We start from the raw sequence: 14,066 nt of genomic DNA, 5'->3' as shown, positions 1-14,066 counted from the left end.
AACCCTGAAAAAAGGCGCTCACAACACGCCAGGGACAAGGACACAACATGTCAGACCTTTACCTTAAGTTCGTCAACACACCTGTCGGCAAGTCAGCTGCCCAGACCCTTGGACTGCCGTCCCCGGTACCCCTGAGCCGCTGGAAGCGCCCGGACCAGCCTTTCATTGAAGGACATGTGCTGGTTGGCGCATCCGCCGGTGGAAAGGCCATTGCCAGCCTCGGAACCATTCTTGGTGCCAGTCCGGCAGAACTGTTCCACGCCAGCGCGCCAGCCAGCCTGGAAGACTCCGCAAAAGCAGGGAGCAAGTCGACCGCTCTGGTGCCAAGCGACACCAACCAGCGTTTCGCGGCCCTGGTATTTGACGCCTCCGGCATGAAGGACACCGCTGAACTACGGGCGCTGTACGACTTTTTCCACCCAACCATTCGTAAACTGAGCGGCAATGCCCGCGTCCTGATCATTGGCCAGGACCCAGCCAACTGTAAATCCGCTGCCCAAGCCGCCTCCCAGCGTGCGCTGGAAGGCTTTACACGAGCCGTAGGCAAGGAAATTGGGAAAAAAGGCTCTACCGCCAACCTGCTGTGGCTGGCCCCTGGCGCAGAAAAGCAGATGGAAAGCAGCGTTCGCTTTTTCCTGTCTCCACGCTCTGCCTACGTCTCCGGACAGGTCGCCCGCATCAGCAAGTCCAGCCAGAGCGAAGTAGCCACCAACCCGGTCGCACCACTAACCGGTAAGGTAGCCCTGGTCACTGGCGCCTCCCGAGGTATTGGCGAATCCATTGCTGAAACCCTTGCCCGCGATGGCGCTACCGTCATCGGCCTGGATATTCCACAAGCGATGGAAGACCTGCAAAAGGTGACAGACCGCATCAAAGGCAAAGCCCTGGCCTGCGACATTACCAGCGCAGAGGCCCCCAAACAGATTGCAGCGTTTGCAAAAGAGCATTTCGGCGGCATCGACCTGGTCATCCACAATGCCGGCATTACCCGGGACAAAACCCTCGGCAACATGCCTGAGCATTTCTGGGACATGGCCATCGCGGTCAATCTGACCGCTGAAGAACTCATCGATGAAGAACTGTTGTCACAAGACCTGCTACGGGAAAACGGGCGGATTGTCTGCGTATCGTCCATCAGTGGCATCGCTGGCAACTTCGGCCAGACCAACTACGCTTGCGCCAAGTCCGGCGTGATCGGGTATGTCGAAGCCATGGCCAAGCAGTTGAAGAACGGCATCACCATTAACGCCGTCGCACCGGGCTTCATCGAAACCCAGATGACCGCCGCCATGCCTCTCACCATCCGTGAGGCGGGCCGTCGGATGAACAGTCTGTCTCAAGGCGGACTGCCTGTAGATGTGGCCGAAGCCATTGGCTGGTATTGCAACCCAACCTCTGTAGGCGTCAACGGCAACGTCGTCAGGGTGTGCGGCCAATCCCTGATCGGCAAGTAAACCGTCCAGATAACCCCGGACCCGAATCAGGGTTCGGGGAACACCCGCCATCAAAACAAGCCCAAGTAAAAACCATCAGACAGGCGAAAACCCCAGACAGCCAAAAACCGACCAGGTAAGCAATAAACGACAGGATTTTAAATGTTGGGAAAATGGTGGGTGGTACTGGGATCGAACCAGTGACCCTCGCCTTGTAAGGGCGATGCTCTCCCAGCTGAGCTAACCACCCAGAGAAAGGAATTGGCGGAGCGGACGGGACTCGAACCCGCGACCCCCGGCGTGACAGGCCGGTATTCTAACCAACTGAACTACCGCTCCGCATAGACTCGAAGTCACGAATGACCTCAAATCATGTGCCAGGTAAATTACCCAGCATGCTGAAAAATTGGTGGGCGGTACTGGGATCGAACCAGTGACCCTCGCCTTGTAAGGGCGATGCTCTCCCAGCTGAGCTAACCGCCCAACTCTTCAGCATTCAATATTGGCTAAGTCAGCGTTGCTGTCTGAACCAATTGAGACGCGCATTTTAAGCATTTCTCTGAGGCTGTCAAACGTTTTCAGGAATTTTCTTTAAAAAAAATGAAACACACCCAAAAATGCTCAATCATCATACACTTTGGTGAAATTTCACCCGATTTACACCTTCCGCCCACGGTGACCACCAACCACTTTCCGGCTGCCAGCAGCCAACATAGCTTTCTGGTCAAGCACCAGGTCACGCACCCTCTCCCGACGCCCCTCAGGCAGCGCCTTACTCGCCAGAGAGCAGTTCAGTGCATCCATCCGGGTGCGGATGTGTTCCATCCGATCTGCCAGTGACGATTTCACGCCTGGCACCCAGTCGTCGGATACCTGGCGAATGCGTGAAATCAACGAATCCTTTAACGACATTTCCCTACCCTCCATTTCACCAATCCTTAGTGTAGTAGCCACCTACCGGAGGAACAATTGCATAAACGAAAACCGCCAACGCCATTTTGGCCAACGTATCCGAGACAGGAGTCACACTACCAACATCAAAATGGCCACCAACCTCCTGAGGCCTGATCAGCCAACTCCTGCTGGCGTTCGCGTTCCCGCTCAATCATGGCGTAGGCATTCTCCCGCTCGCGGATTTTACGGTCGGTTTCCAGTGGCGTCGCTTCGCCACCAAACGGCCAGTACCAAGGCGACTCCTGGTACCGTCCTTCGGCCGTCAAGCGTTCGATTTCCTCCTCCCGCTCTTCATCCAGACGGGCCATGTCCCGTTCGTATGCCGCATCCTGGTTATCTTCCACGATCGACGTGGCCGCATGATTGGGCGCTAAAAGGTCACTGTTCAGAAAACGAGTGGACACGATCTCGTCAAAGGCCATCGCCACCTCACGGGTCACCAGCTGCAAATCACCGGTTGCCAGCGGGTGTTCCGGGTCGAGATCAGGGTGAGGGGTTTCTGGTTCTGACAGCTCGTTGTAGCGCAGGTAATAGACTTTCCCGGGCTCCACCATCAAGTTCGCATCGGCAATCAGGCTCAAGCTGAAGCCCCCCATCCCCTCCAGCCCCAGAAGCGGGCGACGGATAGCGATATGGCGTTCACCGGGACTGACCTCTAACCAGGTAAAGCTGTTGTCGCGAATGTTGAAGTAATGACTGTCATCAATGTAGACGCTGGGCGCCTCAATCTCATCTGCAGCCCACTGGGAATGGGTTCGGTAGAAGTACAGCAAGGCATTGCTGCGGCTCCACTCATCATTGCCAATATGGACGAAATTGTGACCAGACACCGGGTGCAGGAAGGCTCCGGTGCTCTTTCCAATAGACTGGTACAGGCACCCGGACAGTAGGGTAAAGGATAAAGCCATGGCGGCTTTGGCCAGCAGGGACGGTTTCATTATTGTAGCTCTCCAGGTCCGTGGTGAATGCTGCAATACTAGCAACAGATCACCAGGGGAACTGAGAGCTACCGCAAGAGATGACTACAATCCGTTACAAAGTCTTCGGCGATGCTGTCGGCGGGCCTGTCTATTGCCCCCCACCGCCCTGGCGTAGCCTGGCCAGCTCTTCAGACAGTCCGACCAGCCTGGACGTCAACTGAGCGCGGGACGCATCAATCGACTTAACGGTCTGTTCAAGCTCGGTGAGCCGGTTTCGCACCTGCGTCAGCTCCGCCGAGCCGGCCTGTTGGCTAACCTGCCGCTCCAACGCAGCCAGCCGGCTTGCTACTTCCTCATCGGCCAGGCGGCGCTCCTGCAGGAATCGCTGCAAACGGCTGTCTACCAGACCGTCCACCGAACCAACCTGCTCCGCAAGCCCGGCCAGCTGTCCAGCCAGCACTTCACCTTGTTCATCCAGGCGCTCACCGAGTCCGGCCATATCCGCCGTCAGGCGCTCTCTCTGCTTATCCAACGTACTCTCAACACCACCAACACGTTCAACCTGACCCGCCAGGCCACTCTGGAGCCCTTCAAGCTCTGCCTGCAGGTTTTCCAGCTGCTGCCGGTTGCGTTCGTTCGCCAGGACCCAGAGTTTGCGAATTTCCCCATCAACCGCATCAAGGCGCTCTCCCATCGAGGCCCCGGTCTCCTCCAGGCTTTCGCCGGTTTCACTCAACGCACCCTCAAAGCGGGCCAAAGCCAATTTACTTTGACGCGCCCAGTAATCGGCTTCTTCCAACTGTCCTTCGAGCGCCTGGATGCGTCTTTCCTGCTGAAACCCCAGCCCAGCTCCGAGCGCTATCGCAACAACCAGCAAAGCAAACAGCAGACCGACACCCCTGGAGCGCTTGCCTGCACCGTCGTTATCACGGCTTACTGACTCAGGCGTCTTGGCTGGCGTACTCTTTTTCGGGGTCTTATTGGCCTTATCGGCCTTCTCGACCGGCCTTTCACGAGAGGACTTTGGTGCGGTTTCAGGCACGCTTCGACTTCTCAGCTCATCCTCATCGGGACGAATCGGTTCCATATTGACCTCATCTGACCTAACTGCATCACGCCACGCGCACCTAACAGGCCGCCAGCACTGGTTAATTTGTTTGCCCGGCAATCACTGCCGAAACGATTCCAAAGGATCAGATCATACCCCCGCTAACACCGCCCGACCAAGGGAGCCAAGTGTTATTTGCATGCGCTCCTGGCAGTACATACAATGGCCGGCTTTCTTGATAACCTTCGGGACCACTACTTATGCAAGCGCAGGTAGGACTCATCATGGGCTCCAAATCGGACTGGCCGACCATGGAGCACGCGGCAGACATGCTGGACAAACTGGGAGTGCCATACGAAACCCGTGTGGTATCGGCTCACCGAACACCGGATTTGCTGTTTGACTACGCCAAGTCGGCATCCGAACGAGGCCTGAAAGTAATCATTGCCGGAGCCGGCGGCGCTGCACACCTTCCTGGCATGGTTGCATCCCAAACCTCCCTTCCGGTTCTCGGTGTTCCAGTTCAGTCAAAAGCATTGAACGGACTTGATTCGCTGTTGTCCATTGTTCAGATGCCAGGCGGTATTGCCGTCGGAACGCTGGCCATTGGCAAGGCGGGAGCAACCAACGCGGGTCTGCTGGCCGCCCAGATCATCGGTACCTCTGACGACAACGTGCGTCAGGCTGTGGACGAGTTCAGAGCCCAGCAGACCCAGACGGTGCTGGACCAGCCTGATCCCAAGGTACCGTAAGCGCAACTTTCGCGGTGACTTTTAACGTCTGCGCCCTTTAAGAGAGATTTTTCGGGAGACCCCCATGCGAATTGGTGTTCTTGGTGCCGGGCAGCTGGGCAGAATGCTTGCCCTTGCCGGTTACCCCCTGGCCAAAACCTTCGTTTTCTATGACCTGTCCGGAAGCCCAAGTGTGGGCCTGGGAGAAGTCATCATCGACCGGGAAGGTCAGTATCTGGAAGACTTCCTGAGCCGCGTGGATCGGGTCACCTATGAGTTCGAGCACCTGCCTGTGGCCGTTGCCGAAAAGATTGCGGCGGCCAAACCGATGCATCCGTCCCCCAGGGCACTGCAGGTCTGCCAGAACCGCGAAGCCGAAAAGACCCTGTTCGGCGAACTGGGCATTCCCACACCCCAGTGGAAAATCGCCGACAGCGCCCAGAGCCTGAAACAGGCAGCCGAGGAACTTGGCTGCCCGGTCGTGGCAAAGTCCAACACCGAAGGTTACGACGGCAAAGGTCAGGCCGTTCTGCGCTCACCTGAAGAGGCGGCTGCAGCATGGGAGGCCATTGGCCACCCCCGGCTGATCGTCGAGAAGTTTGTTGAGTTCTCCCGCGAAGTGTCCATCATCGCGGCTCGCGCCGAAGACGGTGATATTGCTTTCTACCCCATGGCCGAGAACACACACCACGAGGGAATCCTGCGCTACTCGATTGCCCCGGCCCCCGGGTTATCCGAAGACACCCGTATCGAAGCGGAACGCTACATCCGCGCCCTTCTGAGTGAGCTGGACTATGTTGGCGTACTCACCCTAGAACTGTTCGAGACGGAGCATGGACTGGTCGCCAATGAGATGGCCCCGCGAGTTCACAACTCAGGCCACTGGACCATTGAGGGCGCAACAACCAGCCAGTTTGAGAACCATATTCGGGCGGTCAGCGGCCACGCGCTGGGGGACACCACCCCAAAAGGCGTTAGCTGCATGATCAACATCATTGCCGAACATGGGGATATTGAACGCATTCTCCGGTTACCCTACGCTCACGTTCATCTCTATAACAAAGGCGAACGTCCGGGCCGAAAGCTTGGCCACGTCAACATCCTGGCCGACAGCTACGAGGAATTGGTCTGGAGGGTACGAAACTGCGCGGAATTTCTGCCGGGCTCACCTGAGTTCAGCTGCTCATTGACCCGGGGTTGAATTTAGCATTTACGCCCCGATACTATTTTTCTATCAAGAGAATAGTCAGTTACGGCTGGCAGCAGATCTCAGCGCTCCTTAAGCTGTCACCTGCGTGTGTTGAAATACCAATTCGGCAGGTTTTACCACCTGCCGTTCCATAGAAAGCAACAATCGAGAGAAACCAGGGAGAACAACCTCATGGCATTTGAACTTCCCGCACTGCCTTACGACAAGACCGCACTGGAACCGCACATCTCCGCTGAGACCATCGAGTACCACTACGGCAAGCACCACAACACCTACGTCACCAAGCTGAACGGCCTGGTAGAAGGTACTGACGATGCCAACAAGTCCCTGGAAGACATCATCAAAAGCTCCAGCGGCCCACTGTTCAACAACGCCGCCCAGGTTTGGAACCACACGTTCTACTGGCACTGCCTGAGCCCGAACGGTGGCGGTGAGCCGACTGGTGCGGCTGCCGACGCAATCAACCAAGCGTTTGGCTCCTTCGAAAACTTCAAGAAGGAATTCAGCGACAAGGCCGCCAACAACTTCGGTTCTGGCTGGACCTGGCTGGTTAAGAAAGCTGACGGTAGCGTTGCCATCGTCAACACCAGCAACGCCGAAACTCCGCTCACTACCGCTGACAAGCCGGTTCTGACCGTCGACGTTTGGGAACACGCCTACTACATCGACTACCGCAACGCCCGTCCTAACTACCTGGAAGCGTTCTGGAACCTGGTGAACTGGGACTTCGTCAACGAAAACCTGGCTTAATCACCCGGTCAGATTGACACCCCAAAACGCCCGCATCCGCGGGCGTTTTTTGTTGGTCAGGAACAGGGAGTGAAGACGAATTTTTCAACACGAGTCACCATCAGAATTGCCTGAACCGGGCCACTGACGCATACTCCTCTAGCTTGGGGTAACGCCAGATGCGACGCACGCTCAGCCAACGCCCCGAGCTGTGCTCCGGAATACACTTCAGGATTACGCTGTACCGGCTACACCCCGGCACAGAGCATCCATGGATCGGAAATAACAACAAAGTTTAAACGTGGATGAAAAACACATTCAAAATTGAACACCGGCTGGGCTATCGCATACTTCGTTGGGTCCTGTCGATTGCGCTGGTATCAGGCATCCTGATCAGTGCCGCCCAGATAGTCATCGATGCCCGCCGGGTGTCCGCTGAGCTGGACAGACAGGCCGCTCAGACCATGGCCCTGGTCCGCGATGCAGCAACCCAGGCGGTGTTCAGTATCGACGACGAACTCGCACAGCAAGTAGTCGAAGGACTGTTCGAGCAAGGATCTGTGCGCTTTGCAAAAATCAGCCATCCCGACGGCGAAGCACTTGGTTTGCTCTCCCGACCGCACAGGAATGCCCGCTACCGCCCCCTGACCGACTCGATCTTTCAGGCAGAACGCACCTACCGCATCGAACTTACCCGCCAGGAAGAGCCCGGCACTGTTTACGGCTATCTCGAAGTCCGCTATGACACCGGCCCTACCGCGGCCAGCTGGCTGGAACGGGCGACCCTGACGTTCGGATCAGGCATTGCTCGCGCCATCATCCTGGCCCTCGTACTTTTCATGGTTTACCACCTGCTCCTGACCAAACCACTACTCAGCATTATCGAATCGTTGACAAAGGTAGACCCGGCCTTTCCTGACAACCGACTCATCACACCGCTGAAAGGACACCGGCGAGACGAGTTGGGCCTGTGGGTTAATGCCACCAACAATCTTCTGGTCGCTATCTCCGACAGTCAAAAAAAGCACCGGGAAGCTGAAGAACGAGCCAGCCGCCTGTCCCGCTACGACCAGCTGACCGGCCTGCCCAGCCGCGATTACCTGCTCGGGCTGCTTGCAGCGGCGATCGAAGAAACCAAGCAAAGAAACAAAATCCTCTCGGTGTACTGCTGCGGCATTGACGACTTCCAGAGCATCAACGACCAGTTCGGCTACGAATCCGGTGACCTGATCCTCCAGAGCATTGGTGACCGGCTTGAGGCGAGCCTGTCTGGCAGTCAGTTCCTGAAGGCCCGTTTAGGCAGTGACCAGTTCGTTGTGATCGAGAAGGACCTGGACAACGATTACCAGGCCACAGTGACCGCTGAAAAGTTGTTAGGCCTGTTCAATGCACCCATTCAGGCTGGCGACCACCATATTGTGATCACCGCAACTATTGGTGTTGCGCTGTTTCCGGATAACGCCGAACAACTTGACCGCCTGCTGCACTTTGCCGAACAGACCATGACCCTGGCCAAGACCACTGGCCGAAACTGTTTCCAGTTTTACGTCGCCAGCGTTGACCAGGAAATGCGCGAACGCAAAAGACTGGAAAAGGACCTTGCCTGCGCGCAACAGAAAGGCCAGTTTGTATTGCTCTACCAGCCTCAGGTCAGCCTGGAAACCGGGAAGATCATCGGCGCGGAAGCCCTGCTGCGCTGGGAGCACCCTGAAAGAGGCCTGGTTCCGCCGGATACCTTTATCCCATTGGCGGAGCTGAATGGCAGCATCGTTGATATCGGCCGCTGGGTACTCGACCAGGCGTGCTATCAAGCTGCACAGTGGGCTGCAGAAGGCATGCCCATGCGCATTGCGGTCAACATTTCAGCCGTTCAGCTGCGTCAGCACGATATTGTTGAAACCGTCCTGGAAACCCTGGAACGCCACCAGCTGCCTGCGAACCGGCTGGAACTCGAAGTGACGGAAACAACCGTGATGACCAACCTTGAAGACGCCATCGCCAAACTTCACCGATTTAAACAAAAGGGCATCCTGATTGCTGTGGATGATTTTGGCACGGGTTACTCCTCACTCACCTATCTGAAACGCATGCCGGTTCAACACCTTAAGATCGACAAACAGTTCGTCAGGGACCTGTTGGTCAATGAGGATGACACCCGGATTGCCACTACCATCATTGACCTTGGCAAGAGCCTGAACCTGTCCGTTGTTGCGGAAGGCGTGGAAACCGCCGAACAGGAGTATTACCTCCGCCAACGCGGGTGCCACCTGGCACAGGGTTACTTCTTCAGTAAGCCGTTGCAAAGTCAGGACTTTGAGTCGTTTGTCATAAACTTTCACGATAAAATGATCGAGAATAATGCCTGACAACCCGTAGCAAGGAGCCTACATGACAACCACACTGATCGGCCTTGGCGTCATTGCCGTTGTAGTCATCTACCTGATTTCCATATACAACCGCCTGGTCACCTATCGTAACCAGTTCAAGAACGGTTTCGCCCAGATTGATGTCCAGCTCCAGCGCCGTCACGACCTGATCCCAAACCTGGTGGAATCCGCCAAGGCTTATCTGAGCCATGAGAAGGACACCCTGACCCAGGTCATGGAAGCCCGGAATGGTGCCATCAGCGCCCAGCAAGCGGCCGCCCGTGACCCCGTAGACAGCAAAAACATTCAGCGTTTGGGCAGTGCCGAGAACATGCTGAGTAAAGCGCTGGCCAATTTCTATGCAGTCGCCGAGAATTACCCCGAGCTGAAGGCCAACGAAACTATTCAACAACTGATGGAAGAGCTGTCCAGCACCGAGAACCGGGTATCTTTCGCCCGCCAGGCCTATAACGATGGCGTGATGACTTACAACATCTTTCGCGAGAAATTCCCGAACAACATCATTGCCGGTATGTTTGCCTTCAAGGAAACCGCTCAGCTGGAACTCGAATCTCCGGAAGCCCGCCAGGCTCCGAAAGTGTCCTTCTAAGCAACGAACGGTATGTCCAATCCTGCCTTTTTTGAGCGCCAGGCCAATGCCCGGCGCAATACCTCTCTGCTGGTCGTCTTGTTTCTGGCCGCCGTCGTCCTGATCAGTCTGGCTGTTTGCCTCGTTGGCTATATGGTGACCCGAAGCGAATCGACGTCGCTGTCGTATCTTGACTGGCTGCTTTCAAAACATGGCCTGATCACCGCCGGCTCGGTAGCGGGCCTGATCCTTCTGGTGTCCCTTGTTCGCTGGCTAGATCTCGCCGGTGGCGGTGAACGGGTCGCCAACATGGTTGGCGCCCGGTTAATTGATCCGTCCACCCAGAATCAGGACGAACGACGCTTTCGCAATGTGGTGGAGGAAATGGCCATCGCCAGCGGCGTCCCGGTGCCTCAGCTCTATGTGATGGACAGGGAAAGCAGCATCAACGCGTTTGTGGCTGGCTACACCCCCAGTGAAGCGGTGATGGTGATTACTCAGGGAGCGCTGAACAATCTCTCCAGAGATGAGTTGCAAGGGGTTGTTGGCCACGAGTTCAGCCACATCCTCAATGGCGACATGCGCATTAATATCCGCCTGATCGCCATCCTCGCCGGAATCCTGGTCATCGGCCAGATTGGCAGCTTTATTTTCCAGAGCAGCGCCCACCGCAGCTCCTTCTCATCTCGCCGGGATAATCAACAGGCCGCTATTGCGATGGCCGTCTTCGGTCTCGCGCTGCTGGTTATCGGCTATGTTGGGGTGTTCTTCGGACGACTGATTCAGGCCGCCGTGTCCCGCCAACGGGAATTGCTCGCGGACGCCTCATCCGTTCAGTTCACCCGTAACCCGGAAGGCATCGCATCGGCCCTTTACAAGATCGGCCAAAAAGGGGGCCTCCTGCGATCCACCAGCCATGCCACCGACATGAACCATATGTGTTTCGGCGAAAGCGCAAAGATGGCTTTTTCAAGCCTGCTGGCCTCACACCCGCCGATCGAGAAGCGCATCGAGGCGATCCAGCCAGGGATGCTGACACGACTGAAAAGCCGAATGCGCGACACGGTTCCGGCAGCAGAGATTCGTCGAGGGGCCGACACAGCCAGCCCATCAGCGCAAAGCTCATCGCCACTGGCAAGCCAGGTCGCAGGATTCGCCAGCGGAGGTATCAGCCGAAACCTGTCTCCGATCAGCCGGGCTCCGACGCCGGGGCAGTTTTCAGGCAAAGTAGGACAGGTCACCCGGGACAGCGAACAATATGCAGAATCCCTGTTGGCACAGCTTCCAGCCACTTTCCGGGAACTGCTCTACACCCGCTCTGGCGCCATACAGCTCTGTTACGCGCTGGTGACCTATGAGTTGGAGCCGGACACTCGCCAGAACCACCTTGAGCTACTGGAACCACACCCAGCGTTCCGGCCCGAAGCACACCTGCTGGAACGCTTCATTCCCACGCTGACCAAGCTTGGCCCTGGCATTCGCTTTCCAGCTCTTGAGCTGGCCATGCCGGCGCTGCGCCAGCTCGCACCTGACGAGCGGGAACTGCTGGCCAACTGCGTGCAGACGCTGGTGATGGCGGACAACCGCATGACCCTGTTTGAGTTTGCGCTCACCAGCTTCCTCAAACGGCACTTGTCGGTCGACGCTGGCAGAGCTCCGGGGGTTCGCTATCGGAGCTACCGACCGGTCGCCGCTCACCTGACCACCCTGTTCAGCCTGATGGCCAGGGCCGGAACGGCATCCAGTGAGGAAGCCAGTCAGTTGTACCAGGAAGCGATCGCAGGCTTTTGTGAGCCTGGTGACGCCGCCAACACCATGCCCGATAAAGTAAGTTTGAAGGCGCTGGGAGAGGCACTGAGGCACCTCAACGGCCTATCCCCTCTTCTCAAACCAGCCATTATTGACGCCTGTGGGCACTGCGTAACTCACGATGGCAAAGTGGATGCTACCGAGTACGACATCATGCGACTGGTTGCAGACCAGCTGGACTGCCCAATGCCACCACTGACAACCACGACTGTCTAAGCTGGATCAGACAGCACCAGAACGTGAAAAGGCCGCATCAAGATGCGGCCTTTTTCGTGGTTACTGCCAATACCCGGAATCCCGTTACGGGCGCAGCGCCGGGTCGAACAAGGAGTTGACGTCGGGCGACTCCGGACGCTGCGCACCAGGCATCCCAAGCTTGTCACGGATTCCCAAGTCGATCTCCCAGAGGGAGTTGAACTTGTCAGACGTAGCCGAAACCGCCTCCTCCCGGCCGAACATGATGGTCGGACGCAGGAACACCAGCAGGTTACGCTTCACACGGCGCTCAGAAGTCGAAGAAAACAGTCGGCCCAGGTAGGGAATGTCCCCCAGCAGCGGCACCTTGCTTTCGCTGACGGTAAAGTCGTCAGTGATCAAGCCGCCCAACACGATGGTCTCGCCATCATCCGCCAATACGGTTGTCTTGATTTCCCGCTTGTTAGTCACGATGTCCGACGCATCATCAACACTGGCGGCAATGTTCTCAGTAGTCTGCTCAACCACCAGCCGAACCAGGCGGTCGGCACTGATGGTTGGCGTTACCTTCAGCGTGAGGCCAATGTCACGGCGCTCAATGGTGGTAAAGGGATTCGTTGTGCCATCGCCAGACACGGTGGACTCGCCCGTCTTGAACGGCACGTTCTGACCTACGATGATCTCCGACTCCTGGTTGTCCAGGGTGATAATGCTTGGCGTAGACAACAGGTTAGCCGCTGACGAGGTGGACAGGGCCTGCAACAGCACCCCCCAACTCAGGCCATTCTCATCACGCTCGCCGGCACCGATCGTAATACCGCCGGTCGCAGGGGCGATCAGGGAATCGGTGGCGATGGCCGAGAGAATATCGGTCACGCTCACCCCGAGGTTATTGAAGTTAGTGCCAGCGACCGGTGTCGATCCCCCGGACTGGTCGCCAACAGCAAACTGAACCCCAAGGTCTTCCCCGAGCTCGTCACTGATCTCAACAATGGCGGCTTCAATCAGCACCTGGGCACGACGCACGTCCAGCTGAGAAATTACAAGCTCCGCTTCCTGCATAAGCGATGGCTCACCACGGAGAACCAGTGCGTTAAGCCCTTCATCGGCGAAGACCGAGAAGTTGGTGCGCGGTCCAGTGTTCGCTCCGCCAGCACCCCCGGTCGATTCCGAAACCACATCACCCATAACGCCCGTGAGAATCTCAACCAGCGTACTCGCATCAGCGTGATTGAGGCGGATTACCTTGGTTGCGCCCCCGGTCGCTGAAGGCTGATCGAGTTGAGTAATCAGGCCTCGAATCTTGTCCCGGAACGACTGGTCTCCCCTGAGGATCAATCGGTTGCTACGCTCGTCCGCCGTGACACTGTATTTGCGGGCGGCATCCTGGGCGGTACTCGCGCCCAACTCTGACGGCGCCAATTCCTGCAGCAGGGTGACCATGTCACCCACCCAGGCTTCCCGAAGCTGAATAACCTCAACCTCGTATTGGGACGGGCTATCGAGTTCGTTAACAATTTCCTGAATACGCTCGATATTTGCCTGGTGGTCACTGATGATCAGGGCGTTCGCGGCAGCCACAGCCGCCAGGTGGCCATACTTGGCAACCAGTGGGCGGAGTATCGGAACCAGCTCCAGGGCATTGGCGTTGTTCACCTGAATCACCTGGGTTACGAGCTGCTCCGAGGGCACCGTCTCGAAACCCTCAAGATTCTCCGCCAATTGCTTGGCATCCACCTGTTGAATAACTTTAATGACGTCTTCACCGGGGATGGCCGTAAAGCCATGAACATGCAGCACGGCGAGGAACAGGTCGTAAATTTCGTCCTTGTTCATTGGCGTGCTGGACAGCACGGTCACCTTCCCCTTCACGCGAGGGTCAACCACAAAGCTATAGCCGGTTATATCTGCCACCTGGGTCACGAACGCCCGAATATCGGCATCCTTCAGGTTCAGGCGCCAGGTCCCTTCCTGGGCCTGAGCCAGGGACATAAGCGGCAACAGCAGGACCAACACCAGGGTCCGCATAAAAGGTGACGTAATCTTATTCATGCAACGATCGCATCCTGTATCGATGTAGCC

11 protein-coding genes and 3 tRNA genes are annotated in these 14,066 nt (G+C 57.0%); 7 read left to right on the top strand and 7 right to left on the bottom strand.

Features of this window, described 5'->3' with window-relative positions; translation table 11 throughout:
• Positions 1-47 precede the first annotated feature (47 nt).
• Positions 48-1,454 (top strand): 3-oxoacyl-ACP reductase, encoded by a 1,407-nt coding sequence (locus BMZ67_RS12535; RefSeq protein WP_092023098.1) that lies wholly within the window; start codon positions 48-50, stop codon positions 1,452-1,454.
• 153 nt (positions 1,455-1,607) lie between these two features.
• On the opposite strand, the gene BMZ67_RS12530 is transcribed toward BMZ67_RS12535, so the two are convergent.
• From BMZ67_RS12530 to BMZ67_RS12505, 6 genes are all read right to left on the bottom strand, one after another.
• A tRNA-Val gene (locus tag BMZ67_RS12530) sits at positions 1,608-1,683 on the bottom strand.
• 12 nt (positions 1,684-1,695) lie between these two features.
• Positions 1,696-1,772 (bottom strand) — tRNA-Asp (locus BMZ67_RS12525).
• A 68-nt stretch (positions 1,773-1,840) separates the two neighbouring features.
• Positions 1,841-1,916 (bottom strand) — tRNA-Val (locus BMZ67_RS12520).
• A gap of 174 nt (positions 1,917-2,090) precedes the next feature.
• Positions 2,091-2,345, bottom strand: coding sequence for a hypothetical protein (locus BMZ67_RS12515; RefSeq protein ID WP_139214373.1), 255 nt, complete (start codon positions 2,343-2,345; stop codon positions 2,091-2,093).
• A gap of 125 nt (positions 2,346-2,470) precedes the next feature.
• Positions 2,471-3,325 carry a DUF2846 domain-containing protein gene (locus BMZ67_RS12510; RefSeq protein WP_092023094.1) on the bottom strand — a complete coding sequence of 285 codons (855 nt, stop codon included), beginning with the start codon at positions 3,323-3,325 and terminating at the stop codon, positions 2,471-2,473.
• A gap of 130 nt (positions 3,326-3,455) precedes the next feature.
• Positions 3,456-4,394 carry a coiled-coil domain-containing protein gene (locus tag BMZ67_RS12505; protein ID WP_092023092.1) on the bottom strand — a complete coding sequence of 313 codons (939 nt, stop codon included), beginning with the start codon at positions 4,392-4,394 and terminating at the stop codon, positions 3,456-3,458.
• A 221-nt stretch (positions 4,395-4,615) separates the two neighbouring features.
• On the opposite strand from BMZ67_RS12505, the gene purE reads away from it, so the two are divergent.
• The 6 genes from purE to BMZ67_RS12475 all read left to right on the top strand — a co-directional run bounded on the left by purE (position 4,616) and on the right by BMZ67_RS12475 (position 12,005).
• On the top strand, positions 4,616-5,107 hold the full coding sequence (gene purE, locus BMZ67_RS12500) for a 5-(carboxyamino)imidazole ribonucleotide mutase (RefSeq protein ID WP_092023090.1): 492 nt from the start codon (positions 4,616-4,618) through the stop codon (positions 5,105-5,107).
• Positions 5,108-5,171: 64 nt separating this feature from the next.
• Positions 5,172-6,287, top strand: coding sequence for a 5-(carboxyamino)imidazole ribonucleotide synthase (locus BMZ67_RS12495; protein WP_092023088.1), 1,116 nt, complete (start codon positions 5,172-5,174; stop codon positions 6,285-6,287).
• Between the two features lie 180 nt (positions 6,288-6,467).
• The gene (gene sodB / locus BMZ67_RS12490) at positions 6,468-7,046 is read left to right on the top strand and encodes a superoxide dismutase [Fe] (protein ID WP_092023086.1); all 579 of its coding nucleotides are present in this window, start codon (positions 6,468-6,470) and stop codon (positions 7,044-7,046) included.
• Between the two features lie 284 nt (positions 7,047-7,330).
• Positions 7,331-9,391 (top strand): putative bifunctional diguanylate cyclase/phosphodiesterase, encoded by a 2,061-nt coding sequence (locus tag BMZ67_RS12485; RefSeq protein ID WP_092023084.1) that lies wholly within the window; start codon positions 7,331-7,333, stop codon positions 9,389-9,391.
• 22 nt (positions 9,392-9,413) lie between these two features.
• Positions 9,414-10,001: a LemA family protein gene (locus BMZ67_RS12480; protein WP_092023082.1), complete on the top strand. Its 588-nt coding sequence runs from the start codon at positions 9,414-9,416 to the stop codon at positions 9,999-10,001.
• A 12-nt stretch (positions 10,002-10,013) separates the two neighbouring features.
• On the top strand, positions 10,014-12,005 hold the full coding sequence (locus BMZ67_RS12475) for a M48 family metallopeptidase (protein ID WP_092023080.1): 1,992 nt from the start codon (positions 10,014-10,016) through the stop codon (positions 12,003-12,005).
• Between the two features lie 84 nt (positions 12,006-12,089).
• Here the strand turns inward: BMZ67_RS12475 and gspD are convergent, their stop codons facing one another.
• Positions 12,090-14,036, bottom strand: a complete 1,947-nt coding sequence (gene gspD / locus BMZ67_RS12470; protein ID WP_092023078.1) for a type II secretion system secretin GspD — start codon at positions 14,034-14,036, stop codon at positions 12,090-12,092.
• Positions 14,037-14,066 lie beyond the last annotated feature (30 nt).

It is taken from the genome of Marinobacter zhejiangensis (genome assembly GCF_900114775.1).
GTDB classification, from domain to species: domain Bacteria; phylum Pseudomonadota; class Gammaproteobacteria; order Pseudomonadales; family Oleiphilaceae; genus Marinobacter; species Marinobacter zhejiangensis.
Note: the sequence above shows the minus strand (reverse complement) of the source record. Positions and strands in the feature narration are given on the sequence as shown.

Excerpts from the sequence above, each read along its gene's own strand:
- BMZ67_RS12480 (WP_092023082.1), top strand. The coding sequence starts at position 9,414 with ATGACAACCACACTGATCGGCCTTGGCGTCATTGCCGTTGTAGTCATC.
- BMZ67_RS12505 (WP_092023092.1), bottom strand. The coding sequence starts at position 4,394 with ATGGAACCGATTCGTCCCGATGAGGATGAGCTGAGAAGTCGAAGCGTG.
- BMZ67_RS12475 (WP_092023080.1), top strand. The coding sequence starts at position 10,014 with ATGTCCAATCCTGCCTTTTTTGAGCGCCAGGCCAATGCCCGGCGCAAT.
- BMZ67_RS12485 (WP_092023084.1), top strand. The coding sequence starts at position 7,331 with ATGAAAAACACATTCAAAATTGAACACCGGCTGGGCTATCGCATACTT.
- BMZ67_RS12495 (WP_092023088.1), top strand. The coding sequence starts at position 5,172 with ATGCGAATTGGTGTTCTTGGTGCCGGGCAGCTGGGCAGAATGCTTGCC.
- sodB (WP_092023086.1), top strand. The coding sequence starts at position 6,468 with ATGGCATTTGAACTTCCCGCACTGCCTTACGACAAGACCGCACTGGAA.
- BMZ67_RS12515 (WP_139214373.1), bottom strand. The coding sequence starts at position 2,345 with ATGTCGTTAAAGGATTCGTTGATTTCACGCATTCGCCAGGTATCCGAC.
- BMZ67_RS12510 (WP_092023094.1), bottom strand. The coding sequence starts at position 3,325 with ATGAAACCGTCCCTGCTGGCCAAAGCCGCCATGGCTTTATCCTTTACC.
- BMZ67_RS12535 (WP_092023098.1), top strand. The coding sequence starts at position 48 with ATGTCAGACCTTTACCTTAAGTTCGTCAACACACCTGTCGGCAAGTCA.
- purE (WP_092023090.1), top strand. The coding sequence starts at position 4,616 with ATGCAAGCGCAGGTAGGACTCATCATGGGCTCCAAATCGGACTGGCCG.
- gspD (WP_092023078.1), bottom strand. The coding sequence starts at position 14,036 with ATGAATAAGATTACGTCACCTTTTATGCGGACCCTGGTGTTGGTCCTG.